This is a genomic window from Methylobacterium sp. CM6246 (assembly GCF_054818005.1).
On record NZ_JBTXKY010000001.1, the window covers coordinates 774,410 to 796,887 of the forward strand.

General features: G+C 72.0%; 24 protein-coding genes and 1 pseudogene. 13 read left to right on the forward strand and 12 right to left on the reverse strand.

What is annotated here, in order from left to right:
* Nucleotides 1–5: 5 nt before the first annotated feature.
* From ACYQPG_RS03845 to ACYQPG_RS03860, 4 genes are all read left to right on the forward strand, one after another.
* Nucleotides 6–329: a hypothetical protein gene (locus ACYQPG_RS03845; protein ID WP_147910443.1), complete on the forward strand. Its 324-nt coding sequence runs from the start codon at nucleotides 6–8 to the stop codon at nucleotides 327–329.
* Nucleotides 330–500: 171 nt separating this feature from the next.
* Nucleotides 501–1,349 (forward strand): pantoate--beta-alanine ligase, encoded by an 849-nt coding sequence (panC, locus tag ACYQPG_RS03850; protein WP_461230288.1) that lies wholly within the window; start codon nucleotides 501–503, stop codon nucleotides 1,347–1,349.
* Between the two features lie 200 nt (nucleotides 1,350–1,549).
* Nucleotides 1,550–2,464: an alpha/beta hydrolase gene (locus ACYQPG_RS03855; RefSeq protein ID WP_461230289.1), complete on the forward strand. Its 915-nt coding sequence runs from the start codon at nucleotides 1,550–1,552 to the stop codon at nucleotides 2,462–2,464.
* Between the two features lie 123 nt (nucleotides 2,465–2,587).
* Nucleotides 2,588–3,862: an OprO/OprP family phosphate-selective porin gene (locus ACYQPG_RS03860; protein ID WP_461230290.1), complete on the forward strand. Its 1,275-nt coding sequence runs from the start codon at nucleotides 2,588–2,590 to the stop codon at nucleotides 3,860–3,862.
* Nucleotides 3,863–3,884: 22 nt separating this feature from the next.
* Here the strand turns inward: ACYQPG_RS03860 and ACYQPG_RS03865 are convergent, their stop codons facing one another.
* Nucleotides 3,885–5,354 carry an EAL domain-containing protein gene (locus ACYQPG_RS03865; RefSeq protein ID WP_461230291.1) on the reverse strand — a complete coding sequence of 490 codons (1,470 nt, stop codon included), beginning with the start codon at nucleotides 5,352–5,354 and terminating at the stop codon, nucleotides 3,885–3,887.
* 302 nt (nucleotides 5,355–5,656) lie between these two features.
* Between ACYQPG_RS03865 and ACYQPG_RS03870 the strand changes: the two genes are divergently transcribed.
* Complete coding sequence (locus ACYQPG_RS03870) at nucleotides 5,657–6,529, forward strand: MipA/OmpV family protein (RefSeq protein WP_461230292.1); 873 nt, start codon at nucleotides 5,657–5,659, stop codon at nucleotides 6,527–6,529.
* A gap of 77 nt (nucleotides 6,530–6,606) precedes the next feature.
* On the forward strand, nucleotides 6,607–6,828 hold the full coding sequence (locus ACYQPG_RS03875; RefSeq protein WP_147857329.1) for a heavy-metal-associated domain-containing protein: 222 nt from the start codon (nucleotides 6,607–6,609) through the stop codon (nucleotides 6,826–6,828).
* 110 nt (nucleotides 6,829–6,938) lie between these two features.
* Here ACYQPG_RS03875 and ACYQPG_RS03880 read toward each other — a convergent pair whose 3' ends face one another.
* Entirely contained in the window at nucleotides 6,939–7,088 is a 150-nt protein-coding gene (locus ACYQPG_RS03880) for a hypothetical protein (protein ID WP_461230293.1), read from the reverse strand.
* Nucleotides 7,089–7,451: 363 nt separating this feature from the next.
* On the opposite strand from ACYQPG_RS03880, the gene mnmG reads away from it, so the two are divergent.
* From mnmG to ACYQPG_RS03900, 4 genes are read left to right on the forward strand one after another with little or no spacing between them, the layout of a single operon-like run.
* Entirely contained in the window at nucleotides 7,452–9,341 is a 1,890-nt protein-coding gene (mnmG, locus tag ACYQPG_RS03885; RefSeq protein ID WP_461230294.1) for a tRNA uridine-5-carboxymethylaminomethyl(34) synthesis enzyme MnmG, read from the forward strand.
* The gene (gene rsmG / locus ACYQPG_RS03890) at nucleotides 9,338–9,973 is read left to right on the forward strand and encodes a 16S rRNA (guanine(527)-N(7))-methyltransferase RsmG (protein ID WP_461230295.1); all 636 of its coding nucleotides are present in this window, start codon (nucleotides 9,338–9,340) and stop codon (nucleotides 9,971–9,973) included. Before mnmG ends, rsmG begins: the two co-directional genes overlap by 4 nt.
* Nucleotides 9,970–10,875 (forward strand): ParA family protein, encoded by a 906-nt coding sequence (locus ACYQPG_RS03895; RefSeq protein WP_246692111.1) that lies wholly within the window; start codon nucleotides 9,970–9,972, stop codon nucleotides 10,873–10,875. The genes rsmG and ACYQPG_RS03895 overlap by 4 nt, the downstream gene beginning before the upstream one ends.
* Nucleotides 10,876–10,931: 56 nt before the next feature.
* Nucleotides 10,932–11,852, forward strand: a complete 921-nt coding sequence (locus tag ACYQPG_RS03900) for a ParB/RepB/Spo0J family partition protein (protein ID WP_147940901.1) — start codon at nucleotides 10,932–10,934, stop codon at nucleotides 11,850–11,852.
* 314 nt (nucleotides 11,853–12,166) lie between these two features.
* On the opposite strand, the gene holA is transcribed toward ACYQPG_RS03900, so the two are convergent.
* The 5 genes and pseudogenes from holA to ACYQPG_RS03925 all read right to left on the reverse strand — a co-directional run bounded on the left by holA (nucleotide 12,167) and on the right by ACYQPG_RS03925 (nucleotide 16,364).
* On the reverse strand, nucleotides 12,167–13,198 hold the full coding sequence (holA, locus tag ACYQPG_RS03905) for a DNA polymerase III subunit delta (RefSeq protein WP_147940902.1): 1,032 nt from the start codon (nucleotides 13,196–13,198) through the stop codon (nucleotides 12,167–12,169).
* 7 nt (nucleotides 13,199–13,205) lie between these two features.
* A complete protein-coding gene (gene lptE, locus ACYQPG_RS03910) occupies nucleotides 13,206–13,751 on the reverse strand; it encodes an LPS assembly lipoprotein LptE (protein ID WP_147910370.1) in 546 nt (181 codons plus the stop codon).
* A 121-nt stretch (nucleotides 13,752–13,872) separates the two neighbouring features.
* Nucleotides 13,873–14,826 (reverse strand): AEC family transporter, encoded by a 954-nt coding sequence (locus ACYQPG_RS03915; RefSeq protein WP_147910369.1) that lies wholly within the window; start codon nucleotides 14,824–14,826, stop codon nucleotides 13,873–13,875.
* Between the two features lie 107 nt (nucleotides 14,827–14,933).
* Nucleotides 14,934–15,122: pseudogene (locus ACYQPG_RS03920) on the reverse strand (hypothetical protein); the annotation flags it as partial.
* A 375-nt stretch (nucleotides 15,123–15,497) separates the two neighbouring features.
* A complete protein-coding gene (locus ACYQPG_RS03925) occupies nucleotides 15,498–16,364 on the reverse strand; it encodes an acid phosphatase (protein ID WP_461230297.1) in 867 nt (288 codons plus the stop codon).
* A gap of 226 nt (nucleotides 16,365–16,590) precedes the next feature.
* Between ACYQPG_RS03925 and ACYQPG_RS03930 the strand changes: the two genes are divergently transcribed.
* On the forward strand, nucleotides 16,591–17,154 hold the full coding sequence (locus ACYQPG_RS03930; protein ID WP_461230298.1) for a hypothetical protein: 564 nt from the start codon (nucleotides 16,591–16,593) through the stop codon (nucleotides 17,152–17,154).
* On the forward strand, nucleotides 17,151–17,588 hold the full coding sequence (locus ACYQPG_RS03935) for a hypothetical protein (RefSeq protein ID WP_147940905.1): 438 nt from the start codon (nucleotides 17,151–17,153) through the stop codon (nucleotides 17,586–17,588). The genes ACYQPG_RS03930 and ACYQPG_RS03935 overlap by 4 nt, the downstream gene beginning before the upstream one ends.
* A gap of 93 nt (nucleotides 17,589–17,681) precedes the next feature.
* On the opposite strand, the gene ACYQPG_RS03940 is transcribed toward ACYQPG_RS03935, so the two are convergent.
* From ACYQPG_RS03940 to ACYQPG_RS03955, 4 genes are all read right to left on the reverse strand, one after another.
* Complete coding sequence (locus ACYQPG_RS03940; protein ID WP_147910365.1) at nucleotides 17,682–18,539, reverse strand: alpha/beta fold hydrolase; 858 nt, start codon at nucleotides 18,537–18,539, stop codon at nucleotides 17,682–17,684.
* Between the two features lie 26 nt (nucleotides 18,540–18,565).
* Nucleotides 18,566–19,411: a 2,3,4,5-tetrahydropyridine-2,6-dicarboxylate N-succinyltransferase gene (dapD, locus tag ACYQPG_RS03945; RefSeq protein ID WP_147910364.1), complete on the reverse strand. Its 846-nt coding sequence runs from the start codon at nucleotides 19,409–19,411 to the stop codon at nucleotides 18,566–18,568.
* A gap of 88 nt (nucleotides 19,412–19,499) precedes the next feature.
* Nucleotides 19,500–19,949 (reverse strand): cyclic nucleotide-binding domain-containing protein, encoded by a 450-nt coding sequence (locus ACYQPG_RS03950; protein ID WP_147910363.1) that lies wholly within the window; start codon nucleotides 19,947–19,949, stop codon nucleotides 19,500–19,502.
* Between the two features lie 127 nt (nucleotides 19,950–20,076).
* Nucleotides 20,077–20,763, reverse strand: coding sequence for a response regulator transcription factor (locus ACYQPG_RS03955; protein WP_007563457.1), 687 nt, complete (start codon nucleotides 20,761–20,763; stop codon nucleotides 20,077–20,079).
* Between the two features lie 418 nt (nucleotides 20,764–21,181).
* Between ACYQPG_RS03955 and ACYQPG_RS03960 the strand changes: the two genes are divergently transcribed.
* Entirely contained in the window at nucleotides 21,182–21,709 is a 528-nt protein-coding gene (locus ACYQPG_RS03960) for a L,D-transpeptidase family protein (RefSeq protein ID WP_461230299.1), read from the forward strand.
* 3 nt (nucleotides 21,710–21,712) lie between these two features.
* Here the strand turns inward: ACYQPG_RS03960 and ACYQPG_RS03965 are convergent, their stop codons facing one another.
* Nucleotides 21,713–22,465, reverse strand: coding sequence for a YggS family pyridoxal phosphate-dependent enzyme (locus ACYQPG_RS03965; protein WP_461230300.1), 753 nt, complete (start codon nucleotides 22,463–22,465; stop codon nucleotides 21,713–21,715).
* Nucleotides 22,466–22,478 lie beyond the last annotated feature (13 nt).

Sequence of the window (22,478 nt, forward strand, 5' to 3'; positions counted from 1 at the left end):
TGGCCATGTGTGCCGGCGCCCGGGCGGCCGACCTGGACGTCCGCGGTGGCCTCGACGGGCGCGGGAGCTACGAGACCGTCACCCGGAGCGGCCCGCGCTTCTTCCCGCGCAACGATGGAATCGAGCGGCGCCCGGTCTACGCCCTCCGCACCCGGGCGATCCCCGTGGGTTGCACGCCCCGCCGGGTGCCGGTGCCGACCAACGCGCCCGACGATCCGAGCTATGTCGGCTCGGAATACGGCCTGTCGCATCCGAGCTACTACGGCTTCACGCCGCCACTCGGTGTCGACGACCCGTTCGGCCGGTCGCTCCTGCCTTACTGCCCCTGAACCGGCATCGGTGGGGTCCCGGCGCCCGGAGCAGGCTCCGGAGCATCGTCCCGAACGGTGGCGGCCGGCGTTCAGCCATACGCCGGGGCACATCGGCGTTCGCCCGCCGGGTGCCGGTTCCGATATCCGGCCCGATGCGCTAGATCGGCGCCCCGCCGCGGAGCCGGACCCGTGCCCGAATCGAATCCCCTGCGTTTCAGCGATCTCGCTCCCCTGCGCCAGAGCGTGGGCGCCTGGCGGCGTGCGGGCGAGCGCGTCGTCCTGGTCCCGACCATGGGGGCCCTGCATGTGGGCCACCTCGCGCTGGTGGCCGAGGCCCGGCGGATCGGCCGTCGGGTGGTGGCGAGCATCTTCGTCAACCCGACCCAGTTCGGCCCGAACGAAGATTTCTCGCGCTACCCACGGGACGCCGAGGCCGACCTCGCCCTGCTCGGCCAAGCCGGCGCCGACGCGGCCTGGACGCCCGCGGTGGAGACCATGTACCCGCCGGGCTTCGCGACCCGGATCGATGTCGCCGGCTTGACGGACGGGCTGTGCGGCCCGTTCCGGCCCGGCCACTTCTCCGGGGTCGCCACGGTGGTGACCAAGCTGCTGAACCAGGTCGGGCCCGACGTCGCCCTGTTCGGCGAGAAGGATTTCCAGCAGCTCCGGGTGATCCAGCAGGCGGTGGCCGACCTCGACCTCGCGGTCGAGATCCGGGGTGTCCCGACCGTGCGCGAGGCGGACGGCCTCGCCCTGTCGTCGCGCAACCGCTACCTCACGCCCGAGGAACGCGCGGTGGCGCCGCGCCTGCACGCGGTCCTGGCCGGCATCGCCGCGGCAGCCCAGGGCGGCAGCCCCGTGGCGGGCCCTGTCGCCGACGGGCGTGCCGCGTTGGAGGCCGCGGGTTTCGAGGTCCAGTACCTCGCGGTCTGCGACACCCTGACCCTGGCCCAGGTCGAGCGGGTCGAGGCCCCGGCGCGGGTCCTGGCGGCCGCGTTCCTGGGCCGGACCCGGCTGATCGACAACGTGGCGGTCTAACGCTCGTCCGACGCCCGGGCGCGCCGGCCAAAACGCGAGGTTTCGAAAGGCCCGCGACCTTTTGCAGGTGCGGGGCAGAGCCCTGCGAGGTGGCGCGCCGATCACAATCCCCGTTGCATTGGGTTGCGGATCCCGATCATCTTGGCCAATCACGCGGTTCCGGCCATCGTGACTGTATTCAACCGTGCCGGGATCCGACGATGCCGAGTCCTTCCGTCGACGCGAGCGAGATCGCCGTCATCCGTGCACGCCTCGCGGCCAGTCCTCGCCTGGCCGACCTCGCGGCCCGGCGCGCCCGGGTCGATGCGCTGGGGGCGGGATATGGCCTGCCGGACGATGTCGCGGTCCAGCCGGCGAAGCTCCGGGACGTGCCCGCGGAATGGACCGCCACGCCCGCCGCGGACCGCGACCGGGTGATCCTGTTCCTGCACGGGGGCGGCTACGTCTCCGGGTCGCTGGAGAGTCACCGCCACGCCGTGGCCCAGGCGGGCCGGGAAGCGGGGACGCGCACCCTCGCCCTCGCGTACCGGCTCGCGCCGGAGCACCCGTTCCCGACCGCGCTGGGCGACGCCCTGGCCGGCTACCGGTTCCTGCTCGAATCCGGGTTCGCCCCTGGCCGGATCGCCCTGGCCGGCGAGAGCGCGGGCGGCGGCCTCGCTTTGGCCGTGGCCCTGACCCTGCGCGCGCGCGGCCTGCCCCTGCCCGCCTGCCTCTGGCTCAGCTCGCCCTGGACTGACCTCGCGCTCACCGGGGTGAGCCTGGACACCAAGGCTGCGGTCGATCCGCTGCTCAGCCGGGTCTACCTCGCCGAACTCGCCGCCGCCTACCTCAACGGTGCCGATCCCGGCGACCCATTGGTCTCGCCGATCCGCGCCGATCTCGCCGGGCTGCCCCCGATGCTGATCCAGGTCGGTTCCGCGGAGACGCTTCTCGACGACGCCCTGCGGCTCGCCGGGGTGGCGGCGGCCGCGGACGTGGCGGTCGAGTTGCAGGTCTGGCCGCACATGATCCATGCCTGGCACCTGTTCTACCCGGAGGTCGCGGCCGGCCGGCGGTCCCTGGCGAGCGCGGGGCGCTACATCCGGACGCATCTCGACGGGGCCGCCGGAGGCTGATCGGCCGTCGGTCCGGGATCCGCTCCGCACGGACTGGGACCGCGGGGCCACGCTCCCGATCATTCGGGCGATTCTTGCTCTACGTCATTGGCGCCCCGCCCGATCCATGGCCCGGTGATGGGCATGCGCCCCGTCCCTGCCCTCGTGGTCCTGACCCTGGCCGCCTCGCCCGCCGGGGCGGCCGAGGATGCGATCGAGGGTATGGCCGGCCCCGCCGGCGAGCGCCTGCGCTACGACGCGAAGGGCCTGACCTTCACCGTGCCCGAGCCGGAGATGAAGCTCCAGATCGGTGGCCGCCTCCACCTGGATGCTGGCGCGGCCAGCTTCAGCCGGCCGGGCCTCGCCGCGGCCTTCCCCGACAGCGTCGCGGTGCGCCGCTCCTGGATCGAGCCGACGCTCACCATCGGGAAGGATTGGGTGGTCGCCTTCCAGTACGATTTCAGCGACCCGGTCCTGCCGATCAACGACGCCTTCGTCGCCTGGACCGGGCTGCCGGACACGATCCTGACGCTCGGCAACATGAAGGTGCCCCTGAGCCTCGAATGGCTGCAGAGCAACAACGACACCCTGTTCGCCGAGCGCTCCCTCGCCAACGCGTTCGTGCCGGATCGCCGCTTCGGCTTCGCTATCGGGCATCACGGGCAGGCCTGGACCGCCGTGGCGAGCGTGTTCGGCGACGCCGCCAGCAACGGGATCACCGGGGACGGGGTGGCGGCGGCGGGCCGCGCCACCGTGGCGCCGATCCTGGAAGAGCGCGAGACCCTGCATTTCGGCCTCGCCGGCGTCTTTCAGAGCCGGAGCCGGGCCGACGGTGCGTTCGGCTTCTCCACCGCGCCTGAGACGTTCCTGTTCACGCGCCCCTTCGTCGACACCGGCGACCTGCCGGACGTGGCGCGCGTGTCCCGGGTCGGCGCCGAGTTCGCCTATCGCAACGGCCCCGTCCTGGTGCAGGCCGAGTATATCCACGCCGCGATCGACCGGTTCGGCGGCCCGGGCGGGGCCGTCCCTGGCCTCAATTTTCAAGGCGGGTATGTCGAGGCCGGCTGGGTGCTGAACGGCGCCGGCCGCGCCTACGCGCTGGCCCCCAATGGCGGAACGACCTACGCGATTTTCAGGGGCGTCCAGCCCCGGGACGACCAGCGGGTCTCCCGGGGCGGGATCGGCGTGTTCGAGCTGTCCGCCCGCTACAGCGCCATCGAGCTGAACGCCCGGGGCTTTCGCGGCGGCGCCGAGCGGGACGTGAGCCTGGGCCTGAGCTGGTATCCCGAGCCGAACCTGCGCCTGATCGCGAACGTCATCCACGGCCGCGTTCAGCCCGGCGCGGCCCAGTCGGACGCGCGGGGCACCGCGCCGTTCTCGGTCGACACCGTTCTGGGACGGCTTCAGATCTATTGGTGAGCCGCACGGCTCGGACCGCCGGTCAGACGGCTCTGCGCAGGACCGAGCGGAACGGCCGCCGCTCGGGCTCGGGCTCGGCCGGCGCGGGCGGCGGCTCCGGCGGCGGCGCGGCCAAAACCTCGGCGCGCACCGGCCGTGGCGCCGCGAAGGCGGCACCCTGGGCGTACGGGATGTCGAGGTCGATCAGGTCCGGCACGTCCGCCTCGTCGGCGACGCCGGTGGCGATCAGGCGGATGCCGGCCCGGGCCAGGGCCGGGGCGAGATCCTCGATGGCGATGTCCGACAGGCGCCGTCGCTCCGGCCCCGGCCGCAGCAGCAGCTCGGCCGGAACCTTGACCTGGCCGACCCCGAGCCCCGCGAGCTGGGCCACGTCGAAGCGCAGGTCGTCCGCCCGGTCGAGGCTGAACCCGATCCGGCCCCGCAGCGACAGGAGCAGGCCGCGCTGCCCGCCATCGAGACCCTGCCAGCTCGCCTGCGGCAGCGCGATCGCCAGCCCGGCCAGGGCCGGATCGTCCGCGACCGTGCGGGCCAGCTCGCGCAGCAGCCCGGGCTCGAACAGCGAGAGCGGCGACAGGCCGTAGGTCAGCATGGTCTCGCTGCCCCGGCGGGCGAGGTGGCGGACCACGATGGCGGCCCGCTGCAGCATGCGCCGGTCGAGCTCGGTGGTGCGGCCGTAGCGCTCCAGCACCGGGAGGAACGCCTCCGGCTCGGTCAGCTGGCCATCGACCCGCAGGCGGGCCAGCGCCTCGTAGGCCGTGACCTTGCGCTGGGGCAGGCTCACCGTCGGCTGCAGGTGGATCTCGAGGGCATCCGCCTCGAAAGCCCGGACGATCTCGGCCTCGTGGTCGGCCTGAGGCGTGGCGGTCAGAGGCGTGGCGGACCAAGGCGCGGCGGCTCGGGGGGCGGGACGGGGCGGGATCGGGCGCGGCACCGGCGGTGCCTCCGGAGTGCGCGTCCCGGCGACGGGCTGCGGCGCGGGCTGGGCCGCCCGCGGCGGGCTCGCGGGAATTGCCGTGTCAGGCTCGGCGCCGGGGGCCGCCGGGATGCGCACCGGCTCGGCCGGCGGCAGCGCGGCTGGCGGGGGCTCCGGGCGCGGCTCGGGCCGGGCCTTGAGGCTGGCGATCTCGGTATCCTGGGTGCTGACCACCGTGGTCAGGTCGCGGACGATGCCGCTGAGCAGCCCCAGCTCCACGGTCAGCTCCTGGACCTCGGCCCGCAGTGCGGGATCGCCGGCCTCCGGCCGCGGCGGCACGACGGCGGTCTCGGCCTTCAGCAGCCGCCGGGACAGCAGATCGACCTCGCCGGACAGCTTCTCGCAGCGCGCCTTCAGGGCGGTGGTACGCGCCTGGGCGAGGCCGGCCGCCACGGCGGCGAGCGCACCGAGCGCCAGGGCGCTCATGAGCGGCGCGAACACCGCCAGCGGCCCGAGCACGACCAGCGCCAGGAGCCCGGCCGCCAACAGCCCCGCGTACCGGCCGAGGACCGGGACCATCTTCAAAAACACCTACCCGGGTCACGCACCGGCCGCCGGGAGAAGTCCCGGGATTGATTCGGCGGGCGAAGACCGATTCGGAGATCTTTGTCGCCGCGCGGCCCCGGCGGCAAGGCGAGCGGACGCGATTTCCGCCCGGTGTGGTGCCGGAGCCAGCCGGAACGTTGCGGAATCGTCACGGACAGGCGGTTTGCGAGTGCTCGGAAGACGATTGCGCGGGTCGCTCATGTGGATGGAAAGAAAAGGCGGCATAAAGCGCGGCTATGACCACAGTGTCTTCAAGCGTTCCGAAGTGCGTTCCGATGCTCCGTTCTCTCCGTCGTGTCGGCTCGTCCGTCGGCGCCCTCGTTCTGGTCCTCGCCGCCGCCCCGAGCCGCGCGGCAGATCTTGAGGCGGCGCCCGCGCGCCGGGGGCCGGTCTTCACGCAGCTCGAACCGGGCGACGTCGATCCGAGCACCTGGATCGTCACGGTCAGCGCCTCGCTCCAGGCAATCCCGCGCTATCCCGGCGCATCGGACTACACCGCGGTCGGCTATCCCTCGATCGACATCCGCAAGGCCGGCGAGCCGCGCCGCTTCTCGACCTCGGATGACGGCTTCAGCGTCTCGTTCTACGACGATCCGGTGTTCCGGATCGGCCCGACCGCCCGGATCGTGCCCGGCCGCTATTACGGTGACGACCGGCGCCACCTGTTCGGATTCCGGGATGCGCGCATCGCCCTGGAGCCCGGCGTGTTCGCCGAGTTCTACCCCGCCCCGTCCATCCGCACCCGTGTGGAAATCCGCCAGGGCGTCTACGGGCATCACGGCACGGTCGGCTCCTTGGCCGCCGACTACCTGATGCCGACGGGTGCGTTCCTGTTCTCGATCGGCCCGCGCCTCAACGTCGGCGATGCCAGCTACGCCCGGAAGTATTTTGGCGTGTCGCCGGCCGAGGCCGCGCTCAACGGCCGTGTGACCCCGTACAATCCCGGCGGCTTCTATTCGGCGGGGGTGCTCGGCGCCGTGACCTACACCCAGAGCGAGACCTGGGCCTACACGGCCTATGCCGGCTACGCCCGCATCCTGGGCGCGTCCGGCGACAGCCCGCTGGTGCGCCGGCCGTTCGGCAATCCCGACCAGTTCCAGTTCGGCCTGAAGGTCGACTACGCGTTCCGCATGCCCGCTCAATTCTGAGGCGTCTTGCGCCGGCTGCGCCGCGCTCCGACATGCCCGTCATAGTAATGCCGGTGACACGGTTGATGGAGGCCCGGATGGACGAGACGCGCGCCGACCTGCTGATGCAGGTGGAGGGCATGACCTGCGACGGCTGCGCCGCCGCGGTGACCCGCACGGTCAACCGGATCGACCCGGGGGCCGAGGTCGAGGTGGACCGGGAATCCGGGCGTGTCGCGATCCGCACCGACGCCCAGGCCCTGGTGATCGCCGACGCCCTCACCAAGGCCGGCTACACCGCCACGGCCATGACCGGGTGAGGGGAAGCCCGGTCGGCATCTCCCGTCCGCGCTCGGCTCGCGTCGGATGAGGTCGCGCCGCGGGGTGGGGCGGGGAACAGCTACCCCCAGATTTCGACCGCCACGCCCGCCTATGACCGGCTGAGGAACATCCCGGTCAGCAGCAGCCCGAAGGCCGCCAGGCCGAACAGGCCTTCCTTGCGGTGGGTGTGATCGAGGAAGTGGGCGGCGGCGCCGGCCGCGCAGCAGGCGGCACCCAGGCTGATGGTCAGCGACGACATCGCAATCCCTCCGCATCGCGCGCCGCCCGCCGACGCTGCGAAACAGTCCCGGTCCCGGGGCCTGTCGGACGCCGTTGTCCGTTCAGGATTTCATCTCGTGTACAGGCTGGCACGACGCGAAAGCACTGGCAAGCGTGCGCGAGAGCTTGTCTGTCTGCGCGCCGCTTGGAATTTCCGAAGTTCTGCCGGCAAGAATTCGTGCTGCGCTCGCCCGGACGGCCTCGAATACTGCGCCGTGTTCATGGCGCCCTGCCCCGCCATGCGCTGGACACAGCCTTCGCAGGCGTCGATTCCCCGGGCTGATCCCAAGGTCCCGCGGCCGGGTGCGTTGACCGTCCCGGCCGCGCCCGCGTAATCACCCGCATGCGCACCCCATCATCCGATCGGTTCGACGTCGTGGTCGTCGGCGGCGGCCATGCCGGCGTCGAGGCGGCTGCCGCCGCCGCCCGCTGCGCCGCCCGCACGGCCCTGGTCACCCACGACCCCGCCACGATCGGGGCGATGTCGTGCAATCCCGCCATCGGGGGGCTCGGCAAGGGCCATCTCGTCCGGGAGGTCGACGCCCTCGACGGCCTCATGGGCCGGGTCGCGGATGCGGCCGGCATCCAGTTCCGGCTGCTCAACCGCCGCAAGGGGCCGGCCGTGCGCGGACCCCGCACCCAGGCCGACCGCAAGCTCTACGCCGCCGCCATGCAGGCGGCCGTCGCGGAAACGGACGGCCTCACGGTGGTTGCGGGCGCCTGCGAGGATCTCGTCCTCGATCCCGAGGGGCGCCTCCGCGGTCTCGTGCTGGCCGATGGCCGCACCATCGCCTGCGGGGCCCTGGTGCTCACCACCGGCACGTTCCTGCGCGGGCTGATCCATATCGGCGAGCGCCAGATCCCGGCCGGCCGGGTCGGGGAGGCGCCGGCGATCGGGCTGGCCCAGACCCTCGACCGGCTCGACCTGCGACTGGGTCGTCTGAAGACCGGCACCCCGCCCCGCCTCGACGGACGCACCATCGACTGGTCCGGTCTGGAGATGCAGGACGCGGATGCCGACCCGGTGCCGTTCTCGACGCTCACGGACAAGATCACCACGCCGCAGATCCGCTGCGGCATCACCCGGACCAACCAGGCGGTCCACGACCTGATTCGGGCGAACCTCCACCGCTCGCCGATGTATTCCGGCGGCATCGCCAGCCGCGGCCCGCGCTACTGCCCGTCGATCGAGGACAAGGTGGTGCGCTTCGGCGACCGGGAGGGGCACCAGATCTTCCTCGAGCCGGAGGGGCTGGACGATCCGACGATCTACCCGAACGGCATCTCCACGGCCCTGCCCGAAGCGGTGCAGAACGACCTCATCCGGCTGATCCCCGGGCTCGAGCGCGCCGCCATCCTGCGGCCGGGCTACGCCATCGAGTACGATTACGTCGATCCGCGCGAGCTCGATGCCGGGCTGCAGGTCAAGCGCCTGCCCGGCCTGTTCCTGGCCGGCCAGATCAACGGCACCACCGGCTACGAGGAGGCGGCCGGCCAAGGGCTCGTGGCTGGGCTCAACGCGGCCCGGCGCGCCGGCGGCCTCGACGCCGCGACCTTCGATCGGGCCGAATCCTATCTCGGGGTGATGATCGACGACCTCGTCACCCACGGGGTCAGCGAGCCGTACCGGATGTTCACCTCGCGCTCCGAGTATCGCCTGTCGCTGCGGGTCGACAATGCCGACGAGCGCCTGACCCCGCGCGGCCTCGCGCTGGGCTGCATCGGGCCGGGCCGTGCGGCTCATTTCGCGTCCTCCCAGCAGCAGCTCCAGGCGGCGCGGGCCCGCCTCGATGCCGTCAGCCTCACCCCCAGCCAGGCCGCCACCCACGGGATCGTGCTGAACCGCGACGGCATCCGCCGCAGCGCGTTCCAGCTGCTGGCCTATCCCGAGATCGCCTGGGGGCAGCTCGCCGCGATCTGGCCGGAACTGGCCGGGACGTCGCCGCGGGTGGCGGACCGGCTCAAGACCGACGCGACCTACGCGGTCTATCTCGATCGGCAGAACGCCGACATCGCCGCCTTCCGGCGCGACGAGGCCGTGCGGCTGCCGCCGAGCCTCGACTATGCCGGGATCAGCGGCCTTTCGAACGAGATGCGGGTCAAGCTTGAGACCGTCCGGCCGGGCACCCTCGGCCAGGCGGCCCGGATCGAGGGCGTCACGCCGGCTGCCCTCACCCTCCTGGCCGCCCATGCCAGACGGGCCGTGCCGGACGCCGGCCGGCGCGCGTCATGAGCGACTCGGACCGCACCCGGATCCTGGCGGCCTCCGGTGTTTCACGTGAAACAGCCGCGCTGCTCGATCTCTACGTCGCGCAGCTCCGGCGCTGGCAGCCGATCAAGAACCTCGTCGGCCCGGCCACCCTGGCGGAGGTCTGGAGCCGGCACATCGACGACGCGCTGCAACTCCTGGACCTCGCCCCCGAGGCCCAGACCTGGCTGGACCTCGGTTCCGGCGCCGGGATACCGGGCTTGATCCTCGCCATCGCGGGTCGGTCACGCGGCATCCAGGTCGATCTGGTGGAGAGCAACGCACGCAAATGCGCCTTCCTCACCGAGACGGCGCGGCTGACCGGTGCCCCGGCGCGGGTGCGCAACGCGCGGATCGAGGCGGTGATCGGCGAGTTCGCTGGCGTCGACGTGGTCTGCGCCCGTGCTCTGGCGCCGATGACGCAGCTCCTCGCCTGGACCGAGCCGCTGTTGAAAACGGGCACCACCGGCCTGTTTCCGAAAGGGCGCGACGTGCAAGCTGAATTGACCCAGGCCGCCGCGCAGTGGAGAGTCGTTAACGACCTCGTGCCGAGCCGGACTGATTCCGAAGCCCGGATCGTGCGCGTCACTGCCCTCGCCGCCCCGAGCCATCGATGACCGAAGCGATCCTCGGCGACTCCGCCGACCGGTCCATGGATCCTTCCCGCGATCCTGTCCGTGATCCCGCCCGTAGCTCCACCCCAGGCCCGTCCGTGCGGCATCCCCTGCGCATCCTCGCGCTCGCCAACCAGAAGGGCGGCGTCGGCAAGACCACGACCGCGATCAACCTCGGCACCGCGCTGGCGGCGATCGGCGAGGACGTGCTGGTGCTCGATCTCGATCCGCAGGGCAACGCCTCCACGGGGCTGGGCATCGACCGGGCACGCCGTCACGTCTCGACCTACGACGTCATGATCGGCGAGGCGACGCTGGCCGAGGCGGTGATCCCCACGGCGGTGCCGCGGCTGTCGATCGCGCCCTCCACCATGGATCTGCTCGGCCTGGAGATGGAGCTGGCGACCCTGCCCGACCGGGCGCACCGGCTGCGCGCCGTGCTCAAGGACATCGCCCAGGCGCAGAGCCTGAACCGGATCAGCTACGTGCTGATCGATTGCCCGCCCTCGCTCAACCTGCTGACCATCAACGCGCTCGCCGCCGCCGACGCGGTGCTGGTGCCGCTGCAATGCGAGTTCTTCGCCCTGGAGGGCCTGAGCCAGCTGCTGCGCACCGTCGAGCAGGTCCGGGGCGCCCTGAACCCGAAGCTGACCATCCAGGGCATCGTGCTGACGATGTTCGACCCGCGCAACAACCTCTCCGCCCAGGTGGTGGCGGATGTGCGCGGTTTCATGGGCGACAAGGTCTACGAGACCGTGATCCCCCGGAACGTCCGCATCTCCGAGGCGCCGTCCCACGGCAAGCCGGCTTTGCTCTACGATTTGAAATGTGCCGGCAGCCAAGCGTATCTGCGCCTCGCCTCCGAGGTGATCCAGCGTGAAGGCCGGGTGCCGGCGGCGGCGTGATTGTGTGATCCCCAGAAGCCGGGGATCGAGTGCGGAGCGTGACACGGGTGACAAGGATGGCGGAGGAGGGGGCACGACCCCGTCTCGGGCGCGGGCTCGCGGCGCTGATCGGCGATTTCGGCGACGCCGGACAGGCGGCCAAGCTCGACGGAAAGATCGAGCCGCAGCGCAAGGTCCCGGTGGAATTCCTGCGCCCGAACCCGCGCAACCCGCGCCGCAGCTTCGGCGAGGCGGAACTCGCCGAGCTCGCGACATCGATCAGCCAGCGCGGCATCATCCAGCCGATCGTGGTCCGGCCGCTCGGCGATGTGCCGGGGGCTTTCGAGATCGTGGCGGGCGAGCGGCGCTGGCGCGCGGCCCAGAAGGGCGGCCTCGACGAGGTGCCGGTGGTGATCGTCGAGATCGACGACCGCGCCTCCCTGGAATTCGCCATCCTGGAGAACGTCCAGCGGGCCGACCTCAACCCGATCGAGGAGGCTTCGGGCTACGAGCGCCTGATGCAGGATTTCGCCTATACCCAGAAGGAGTTGGCCGAGATCCTCGGCAAGAGCCGCAGCCATCTCGCCAACACCCTGCGGCTGCTCAACCTGCCGCCCGCCGTGCAGGACCGGGTCACCGCCGGGGAACTCACCGCCGGCCATGCCCGGGCGCTCCTGGCCGTGCGCGATCCCGAGGGCGTGGCCCGCCGGGTCGTGGCCGAAGGCCTGTCGGTGCGCGAGGTCGAGGCGGTGGCGGCGTCGGAGGCCGCCGAGGCCGCGAAGCCCGACACCCCCCGCCCCGGCCGTCCGCGGCTCTCCGCCGAGCGCCCTGCCCCGGTGCGCGACCTGGAATTGCGCATCCGCCGGGCCCTGGGCGTCGAGGTGACGTACAAGCCCAAGGACGCGGAATCCGGCGAGATTCGCATCCGCTACGAGACCCAGGACGAGCTGGAAGGTTTGCTCAACCGCTTCAAGGTGTCGGAGCCGGAGGAGGGCTGAGGACGCGTTTCGCGGTCTCCCAGCGCTTCAACGACCTCCGAGATCCCGCCTTCGATCGGAGGTGTCGCGGCCATAGGATGAATCGCCTTGTCGTTCCGGGGCGCCGCAGGCGAGCCCGGAATCCGGATCCGCCGACGGCGCCGGACCTTGATCTTTCGGCGTCTATGGATCCCGGGCTGCGCTGCGCGGCCCTGAGATGACGAGGTGGAGGATCGCGCGCTGCGAGAAGTCCCGACCGTGCGAAGACTCAAATCCCCCGTGAGGGGAACGCACGCCATTGCAGGCCTGCACGTCCTATCGAGCCAGCATCACCTCTAACGCCGCCGCCTTGCCCCCGCCTCCGCCACCCGCAGCAGCGCCGCCGAAGCGAGAGCGTGGGCCAGTTCCGGCTCGGCCCGTCGGCAGGCCAGGACGGCCTCCTGCAGGGCCTTGGCGGCCTGCCGGAGGGTGCCGGCCGGCCACGTGGCGAGCTGGCCCTCGATGCTGGCCTTGCGCTTGAAATGCAGGCCCCGCCAGGCCGCCGCCATCAGGGCCGGGGTCTTGTCCGGATTGTCGAGGCGAGTCGCCAGCAGGGTCAGGGCGTGCCGCAGGGCCGAGCCCAGCACCACGCCGGGATCCAGCCCCTCGTGCCGGAAGCGCCGGTAGTCGCGCTCCACCGCCTCGCGGCGTCCGTCGAAGGCGGCGTCGATCAGGGTGTTGAGCACGCTGGCGGCGACGTCGCTGGTCACGGCCTCGACATGGTCGAGGGTCACGGTCCCCTCCCCGGCCGCGTAGAGCGCCAGCTTCTCGATCTCCATTAGGCTCGCCCGTCGGTCGCCGCCCAGGCTGCGGACCAGGACTTCCCGGGCGGCCCGGTCGATCCGCAGGCTGCGCTCCTGAAGGGTGCGGTCGATCAGGTCGCCGAGCGTGCGCTCGTCGTCGGCGTAGCAGGGAATCGCCAGCGCCCGGGGCGAGCGCTCGCAGAGGACGCGCATCGGGTTGTTCTTGGCGAGGTCGCCGCCCTCCACGACGACGCGCGCGTCGGCGATCTCGGCGGCCAGCACCGCCTCGACGGCGGGCGCGTAGTTGCGGCTGCCGGGCCGGACCCAGATCGACCGGCGGCCGCCGAACAGCCCCATCGTGCCGGCCTCGTCGCACAGCCGGCCCGGGTCGGAGGCGAGGGTGTCGCCGTCGATCCGCACCAGCGCGAAGGGATCGCCGGGGTCGGTGACGAAATCCTCGGCGAGCTTGCGGGCGCGCTCTGTGACCAGGCCGGTATCGGGCCCGTAGACTAGGATCACCGGGATGCGCGGATCGGGCCCGCGCCGGATCAGCCCCTCGATCTCGCCCGCCTTGACGGCCGTCAAAGCCGGCTCACGGCTTGGTCGACAGCACGGCCGCGAGGCGGGTCTTGATCTGGTCCGCCAGCACGCTGGCCAGGCGGATCTCGGCGTCGCGCGCCGCCCGCTGGCTGGCGAAGCGCTGGACCGAGCGGTCGTAGGTCGCGGTCGAGGTGGCCACGCCCTCGGAGTAGACCTTGGCGCCGGCCATGTCCTCCAGGCTGTACTTGATGTTGGCGACCAGCGTACCGGCCTCGGCGCGGCCGGTGGTGGAGGAGACGATCGGGGTCTGCACGATCTCGGAGCCCGAGAGCTTCAGCCGATAGCGCTTGCTCGACGGCTGGCCCGACCCGTCGAGCTCGAACACCAGTTCGCTGCGCAGGTAATGCCCGAGCCGCTCCTGCCCTTGCGCCATCGCCACGTCGTCGACCTGCACGGAGGCCAGCAGGGCCTGCACGGTCTCGCCGGAGGCGGTCGGCCCGTACAACGGACGGAAGCAGGCCGACAGGCTCAGCGCCAGGCCGGCGACGCAGGCGAGGCGGCCGACCCGGCCCGCAACCGATACTTCCGAACGCACCATCACGTCGCCGTTCCGCCCCGCGTCATCGCCGCCACTCTTAGCCCGGACCGGGCGGGCCGCGCCATGAGGCTACGCGGCAACCGTTACGATTCCTCTGCGGCGGGAGCGTGGTCGCGGTGTTTCAGACCGTTGCCAGATAGCCCGACACCGTGACGATCGACAGGATCGTCGAGACCAGCACCACCCGGGCGGTCAGGTCGGCCTCCCGGCGGTAGAATTCCGCCAGCATGAACGGGCCGGTGCCGGTGGGGAGGGCCGCCATCAGCACCGCGACGTGCAGCAGCAGCGGCGGCAGGTCGAACAGGAAGCGGCCGAGCCCGTAGGCCAGCAGCGGCTGCCCAGCGAGCTTGAGGCCGACCAGAAGGGCGGCCGCCCGGGTCTGCGCGCCGCCGGGCCGGCGCTTCTGGGCCAGGAACAAGCCGAGCGCCACCAGGGCGCAGGGCGAGGCCGCGCCCCCGAGGAGCTTCAGGAAGGTCTCGGCCGACACCGGCAGGGTGAGGCCGGCGGTCGGTACCAGGGCGCCCAGCGCCGGCGCCACCAGGAGCGGGTTGCGGATCAGCGACCGGCCGACCGTGCGCCAGACCGGGACGCCGGACCCGCCCGCGCCGCCATCGCCGGTCTCCCGCCGCAGGCCGGTCTCGATCAGCACGATCGCCACCGCGAACACCCCGCAGACCGTGAGGATCGCAGCCACGGTTGTCGGGGCCAGCGCCTCCGGGCCGAACGCGACCAGCCCGAGCGGAAAGCCCATGAAGCCGGTATTGGGATAGCCGGCGTTGAGCCCGTCCACGGCGGCGTCGGAGAGCGGTCGCCCCTCCCCGCGCCGGATCAGCACCGTCACGGCGAACACCGCGAGGCTGCTCAGCCCGAAGGCGCCGATGAAGCCGGGTTTCCAGATCGCGCTCCAATGCGCGTGCGCGGTCACGTCGAACAGCAGCGCCGGCAGGGCCAGGAACACCACGAACCGGTTGAGCTCGGTGGTCGCCGCAGTGCCGAGCACGCCGATCCGCCGCGCCAGCCAGCCGGCGAAGATCAGCGCGAAGATCGGCAGCACGACCAGCAGGGTCGAGAGCATGGGCGGCCCGGGTGGGAGGACGAGGCTCCGGCCTTAGGACAGGAGCCGCATCGACCTCCAGTGCCGGGGACGGGAACCTGCCATGCTCCCCTGCCCCGCGGGAGCCGCTACCAGCGATAGATCAGGCTGCCGATCACCGTGGCGGGGGCGCCGCGATAGCAGAAGCCCGCCTCGCAGGTCGTGGAGCTGCGGTCGAAGAGGTTGAGCGCGTTGATCGGTGCACGAAACCCTTTGTCTTTCGGATCGAGCGCCGCAACGTCGTAGGCGACCAGGGCGTCGGACAGGGTGACGGTCGGCGGTGAAGCCCGAGGGGCCGCCGCCCCCGCCGCCGTTGGCCGCGCTGTTGCCGTTGCCGCCGCTCACGTTGGCGCCGCCGAAGCCGGCCCCGGCCGGGAGAACCGAGGTCGGGCGGGCGGCCTCGACCGAGATCTCGTTGAGCTGCACGTCTGCGCCCTTGACGTCCGTGCCCCGCGCGACGGCGGCGTTCGTCAGGGCGGTGGCGGTAAGCAGAAGCCCGAGGCGGGCGGAACGCGGCGGCACGATGGATCCCGGGATGCGCCACGCATCGGCGCTTCGACCCCAAGATCATCCCGTCGCGGGCGATCGATCAGCCCGAAAGCGTGTCGTCAGTCGGACACTTGGAGGTGTTCGCATCTGGACTCGTTCGAGGCTCAGAACTCCAGCGGTGGCTCCCGGAGGGCGTCGGCCTCGCGGGTGCAGATGGCCTGGTCGGGGGCCGCGCCGCCGCCGGACAGGGCGCCCCGGAGCTCGGCCCGCGCCTTCTCCAGGTCGCCCCGGAAGCCCGGATCGCCCATCAGCGTGGCGAGGACCGAGGAGCCGGTGATCCGCCCGGCCGCCACGTCGCTCAGCCAGTGCACCCCGCACACGACCCGGCTCTCGCCGTAGGCCCGGCCACGCGCCAGGATCGCGGTCGCCTTCTCGGGCACCAGGGAGGCCAGGATCAGCGCGTAGGCCCAGCCCTGCGTGGCATGGCCGGACGGGTAGCTGAAGCTGTCGGTGAGCGCCTGGGTCCGCTGGACGCAGATCGGCGCCTCGTTGCCCACGAAGGGCCGCAGCCGCCGGTAATGGACCTTCGGGCCGCGGGTCGCCCGGGCGAGGTCGAGGCGCGTGCGCTCGAGGAGGTTCATCACCGCCGGCACCCGGGTCTGGTCGATGCGGATGCCGAGCACGCAGGCGAAGTTCTCGAGGACCGCGGAGGCCCCCTCCGACACGTCGTTCGCGGCGATCTCCCAGCGGGCACTGCCCTTCAGCGCGCGGGTGCTGTTGAAGGCCGCCCGGTCGGCCTTGTCGAGCGGCGCGTCGTGGGCCGGCGGCGCCGGCAGGATCTGGACGGCATCGGGACCCGCGGTCTCGGCCAGGTAGGGCTTGATCGCCGGCTTGCCCGGCTTGAGCGTGTCGGCCCCGAGCGACGGCGCCGCCGGCGGGTTCGCCGGGGCTGGCTGGGGCATATCCTCGGCGCGCACCGGGGTCGCGGCCGCCAGCAGAGCGAGGATCGGCAAGGTCAGGGTGCGGCGCATCGGATCCTTGGCGGTGTCGGCGAAGGGGCGGGAGCGGAGGCGGGCCGGTCCCGCAGACAAACGACCGACTTGCAAACGAACGACTTGGCGGGACGGTTCAGTCCGCACACAGGGCTCTCATTCTGTCCAGGGGCGAACCCGGTGGTTCGTCGAGCGGGCGGGGCGGTTGACCCGAAGCCGCGTTCACGCGAACGCTGCACCATCCCCGCTCCGGCTTTCCGACCTCATGGCTCAGCCGCTCGACCGCGCCCGCCTCCTCGAGGCTTTCGAGGCACTCGGTGCCGACCTCGCCGAGTACGGACGGTTCGTCGAGATCGCCGTCTACGGTGGCGGCGCGTTGATGCTGCAATTCGCCTGGCGGCGCGGCACCGAGGATGTCGATGCGGTCGTGCGACCCGGCTACGACGAGGCAGCCCTGGCACCCTCGGTGGCCCGGGTCGCCGCGCGGATGGGACTGGAGTCGGATTGGCTCAACGACGCCGTCGGCATATTCACCCCGCTCGACGAGGATGAGACGCTGTTCGCCCTGTCCGGCACGTTCCCGGCTGATGGGACGCCGGGACTTCGGACGGTTGTGGCCAAACCCACCTACCTCCTGGCGATGAAACTCCATGCCCTGCAGAGCCTGGATCGCGGCGACCGTGACCTGAACGACGCCCGTGCCCTGGCCGCTCACTTGGGCCTGCGTGATGTGGAAGCCCTGGAACAGCTGTACCGCGCGATCTACGGCGAAGACCCATCACCGGAGGCCCGCAGTCGATTCTCGGCCGTCTTCGCGGGGACGCCATGAGGCCGCGTTCCCTGGCCGCCGTGGTCGAGCGCGCGCGCGGCGACGGCGACTGGGAGCATCACCTGCGCGACTTCCTCGACGCCTTCTACGCGGCCGATGGCGACGTTGCCCGGCAGGCCGCCTTCGTGGCCGACGAGCCCGGCCTGCTGGGGCGGCCGGAGGCGGACGCGTTCCTGGGTGGGGCCGGTGAGCATCTGGCCCGGCGCTGGGGCCTGCCCATCCCCGGTTGGGTCCGGGCCGAGGAGCGGTATCTGGCGACGGCCCTGTTCGTCCCTGGCGACAAGGCCCTGCGGGGCTACCTGATCTGCGTCAGCCCGGTCTCGTTCCGGACGCGGCTGATCTTCACCGGCCCAGATCCGCTCCAGCGCGCCCGCTTCCCGTACCATCGCGGTGTCATCACGATGCCACCGGAACATGGGTTTCCAAAGGGCTGAGCCCGGTGATCGGGGCTGAGCCCTGATGATGCCAGGGCTCAGCCCTGGACCCGCAAAAGGTCCCGGACCTTTTTGAATCCGTAAATTTGCCGGCTAATTCGCTCGGATCGCGGTTGCGACCGCGGCCGGAAACTCCTCGTGCGGGCTGAGCGCGCCGGGGATCGCGGTGCTGGCGACCCGGCCGTGGGCGATCAGCGCGTCCATCTCGGCGCCGGAGCGGCGCGGAGCGTTCTCCGGCCGCAGCACCAGGGTCGGCGGCAGGCCGTCCCCGAACAGGTCCAGGAAGGCCGCGCGGTCGCCCACCGGGTCGAGGCCGCCGGTGACGAAGGCGGCGGTGCCGAAGCGGCCGTTGCGCTGCCGGGTGATGGCGTGCTTGGCGCGAATCAGAGCCGGTGTGACGTGAGCCGCGTCCGCGTAGACGTGGGCGCGCATCATCCGGCCGATGATCGGCGGGCTGATGTTGAGCCGGTAGAGCGCCTCGCCGAGGATCGGCGCCTCGACGGCCCGGCGGATCCGCGGGAACCAGTGCGCCCGGCTCGGCATCGCGGTGGGCAGCGGCCCGCGCCAGGTCGGCGCCACCAGAACCAGGCGCGCGAACGCTGCCGGGTGCCTGCGCGCCGCGGCGACGAGATAGCCTGCGGCGTGGCCCGCCGCGATCCCGACCGCGTAGGGGCCGGGCGCGGCGGCGAGCAGCGCGTCCAGGAAGGCGTGCAGGGTGTCGGGACCGAGCGGCAGCCGGGTGCGCGGCCGGGCGCCGAAGCCCGGCCAGTCCGGCACCAGGCAGCGGTACTCGGAGCCGATGGCGTGGGCGAGGGCGTGCATCTCGGACCGGTCCGAGATCGTGGACAGGGCCGGCAGCAGCAGCGCGTCGGGCCCCGCACCGATCACGGCGCACGGGGTCGGCACCGGCCGGCCCGCCACGATCAGGTCCAGGGTCCGCGTCGTCTCCACAGGGCCGCCCTCAAGTCCCAAAAGAATCAGGTGCGCAGCAGCTCGTTGATCGCGGTCTTGGAGCGGGTGCCGGCATCGACGCGCTTGACGATCACCGCGCAGTACAGGCCCGGGCCCGGGGTGCCGTCCGGCAGAGCCTTTCCGGGCATCGTGCCCGAGACCACCACGGAGTAGGGCGGCACGCGGCCGTACATGACCTCGCCGGTGCTGCGGTCGACGATCTTGGTCGAGGCGCCGATATAGACGCCCATGGACAGCACGCTGCCCTGGCCGACGATGACGCCCTCGGCCACCTCGGCGCGGGCGCCGATGAAGCAATCGTCCTCGATGATCACCGGGTTGGCCTGGAGCGGCTCGAGCACGCCGGCGATGCCGGCGCCGCCGGAGATGTGGCAGTTCTTCCCCACCTGCGCGCAGGAGCCGATCGTCACCCAGGTGTCGACCATGGTGCCTTCGCCGACATAGGCGCCCAGGTTGACGAAGCTCGGCATCAGCACGGCGCCCGGCGCGATGTAGGAGCCGCGGCGCACGAAGCAGCCCGGCACGGCACGCAAGCCCGCGGCGCGGAACTCCGCCTCGCCCCAGCCCGCGAACTTGGACGCGACCTTGTCCCACCACGGCGCGCCGCCGGGGCCGCCATCGATCGTCGCCATGTCGTTGAGCCGGAAGGACAGCAGCACCGCCTTCTTCAGCCACTGATTGACGACCCAATCCTGGTTGCCGCTCTTCTCGGCGACCCGGGCCTTGCCGGAATCGAGCAGGTTCAACGCCTCCTCGACGGCCTCGCGGACGGCGCCCTGGGTCGAGGTCGAGATGCCGGCGCGCTCTTCCCAGGCCGTCTCGATGGTCTTGGCGAGGTCGGAGGTGGACATGGGCGCACGATGCTCTCGATGGCGGGAGCCCGTGCTTACTCGCGGGCACCGGGGCTGTCACCCGGGGAGCCGGCGCAATCCGCCCGGATCAATCCTCGAGCAGCACCCGCACCCGGTCGAGATCGGTCACGAGGTCCACGAGGTCGATCGCCAGGGTGTCGTAGACGGATTGCGCGGCCGCGGGGAATTCCTCCAGCACGCGCCGCATCAGCGTCGGGGTGATGCGCATCACCTCGGCGGCGCCCTCGGCCCGGGCTTCGGTCGGCCGGGTGCCGCGCACGAACAGGGCGAGCTGCCCGATCAGCGCCGAGCGCCCGGCACGGACCGGCTCGGCATCCGGCACCCGGGGCGCGAGCCGGATCGTGCCCGACATCACCACGAAGCCGCCATCGGCCGGGTCGCCGCGGGCGAACAGCAGGTCGCCGTCCGCCAGCTCGCGCCGCTCGGCCGCGAAGGTCAGCAGGCGCAGCGCGTCCCGGTCGAGGAAGCCGAACAGCGGCGCGTCGGCGAGGATCGCGATGTCGTCGTCGAGCCCCAAGGAACCGCCTCACCGCCTGCGTGCAAACGAGCCTGCGCCTCGCGTACACGCAAATCCCTAAAGCCGTTCCCAACCGCGTTGCAATCGCACCCGGCTCCGCGTGCGCCCTGCGACGGGCGCGATTCGATCAGGGCAGCAGCTTGTAGCCGCCGCCCTCGGTGACGAGGATCGCCGCGGTGGCGGGGTTCGGCTCGATCTTCTGGCGCAGCCGGTAGATATGCGTCTCCAGCGTGTGCGTGGTGACGTGGGCGTTGTAGCCCCAGACCTCGGCGAGCAGCGTGTCGCGGTTCACCACGGCCCGGCCGGCCCGGTACAGGAAGCGCAGGATCGCGGTCTCCTTCTCGGTGAGCTTCAGCTTCGAGCCGCGCTCGCCGACCAGCAGCTTGGCGCCGGGCCGGAACGTGTACGGGCCGATCTGGAACACCGCGTCCTCGGACGCCTCGTGGCTGCGCAGATGCGCGCGGATCCGGGCGAGCAGGATGCCGAACTTGAACGGCTTGGTGACGTAGTCGTTGGCGCCCGCCTCAAGCCCCTCGACGTGGTCCGCCTCCGAGTCCTGCGCGGTCAGCATGATCACCGGGCCGCGGAAGCCGCCGGCCCGCATCCGGCGCACGGCCTCGCGTCCGTCGAGGTCGGGCAGGCCGACATCCATCACGGCGAGATCGATGCGCTCGGCCCCGACCCGCCGGACCGCGTCCGCGGCGTTCGCCTCGGTGACCACGGTGAATTCTTCGCAGAGGTCGAGCTGCTCGGTGAGCGTGTCGCGCAGGATGGCGTCGTCGTCACAGATCAGCAGGCGATAGACATTCGACATCGTCCGGGGCCCTGGAGCACGCTGCGGGACCGGGAGACCCGGTGTTCGGAGACAGTGCGCGATGACAAGGATCTGGAGCACGCCGCCCGTCGCGTGACAACACGGCCGGCTCCAGGAAAGCGGGGCCGGCGCGCTGGAATCCAAGGGCGCTCGGTCCCCCCGTCGCAGGGCGGTGGGCTGATTCGCTCCCGAATCCCGGCTTCGACGGCCTAGGTTCCACCGCAAGGATAGAGCTTCGTTTGTGGCCGGAAATTGCCTTGTGCGCAATTTTTCACGGTTTCGGTATTGGATACCGGGCATAACCCCTGCCGATCCGCCCCTGGCGCCGCATCACCGCGGGCCGGACCGGGGCGCGTGCGACCGGCAGGGGAGGGGTGTTGTGCGGGGACATCGGCGCGAGCGGCCCGGACCGGTCCGCATGACCGTGAGCGAGATCCGGGTCCGCGCACTGGTCGGCGACCGCTGCCGGGGCCAGCTCCTGGTCGGCAAGGCGGTGATCCCCTGCGCCCTCGGGGCGGGCGGCATCGTCTCCGACAAGCGCGAGGGCGACGGCGGCTCGCCGCGCGGTCGCTTCCGCCTGCGGGGCGGCGCGTACCGCCCGGACCATCTCGGCCTGCGCCCGCGCTCGGCGCTGCCCCTGCGGGCGACCCGGCCGGGCGACGGCTGGTGCGACGACCGCCGGGACCGCCGCTACAACCGGCCGATCCGCCTGCCGGCCCCGGGCATCAGTGCCGAATCGATGTGGCGCGACGACGGGCTCTACGACGTGGTGATCGACCTCGACTACAACCGCGCGCCGATCCGGAAGGGACGGGGCTCCGCGATCTTCCTGCACATCGCCCGGGACGGCTACCGACCCACCGAGGGCTGCGTCGCCCTGGCCCGGTCGGACCTGCTGCGCCTGCTCGGGCGCCTCGGCCCACGCACGCATCTTCGGATCGGGTGAGGCTCACGCCTTCCGGGGCCTGGCCCCGAAGATGGCGGTCCCGACGCGGACATGGGTGGCGCCTTGCTGGATCGCCGCCGGAAAATCCGCGCTCATGCCCATCGAGAGGATCGGCAGGTTGTGCTCCCGCGCCAGGCGGGCGAGCAGGGCGAAATGGGCCGAGGGCGGGTCCTCCGCGGGCGGGATGCACATCAGGCCCTGGATCGCGAGCCCGTGGGTGTCGCGGCACTCGGCCAGCAGCGTGGCGAGCTGATCCGGGAGGACCCCGGCCTTCTGCGGTTCCGCGCCGGTGTTGACCTGGATCAGCAGCTTCGGGGTCCGACCCGCGCGGTTGATTTCCTTGGCGAGCGCCGCCGCGAGCGACAGCCGGTCGAGGGCGTGGATCACGTCGAACAGGGCCACCGCCTCGCGGGCCTTGTTGGATTGCAGCGGGCCCACGAGGTGCAGCTCGACATCCGGGTAGCGGGCCCGCAGGTCCGGCCATTTCGCGGCGGATTCCTGGACGTAGTTCTCTCCGAACACCCGGTGCCCCGCCTCCAGGGCCGGAACGATGCCCTCCGCCGGCACGGTCTTGGAGATGGCCACGAGCTGGACCTCCGCGGGGTCGCGCTCCGAATCCTCGGCCGCCTGCGCGACGGCGGCTCGCACCTCGGCGAGGCCGGCGGCGACGTCGGCCTCGCCGACCGGGGGTTTGGCGGTCGGCTGCCCCATCCCGTCGGTGGCGGGAGCGGTCTGCCCGGTGATCGCGTCGTCCATCGCGTGCCTATCC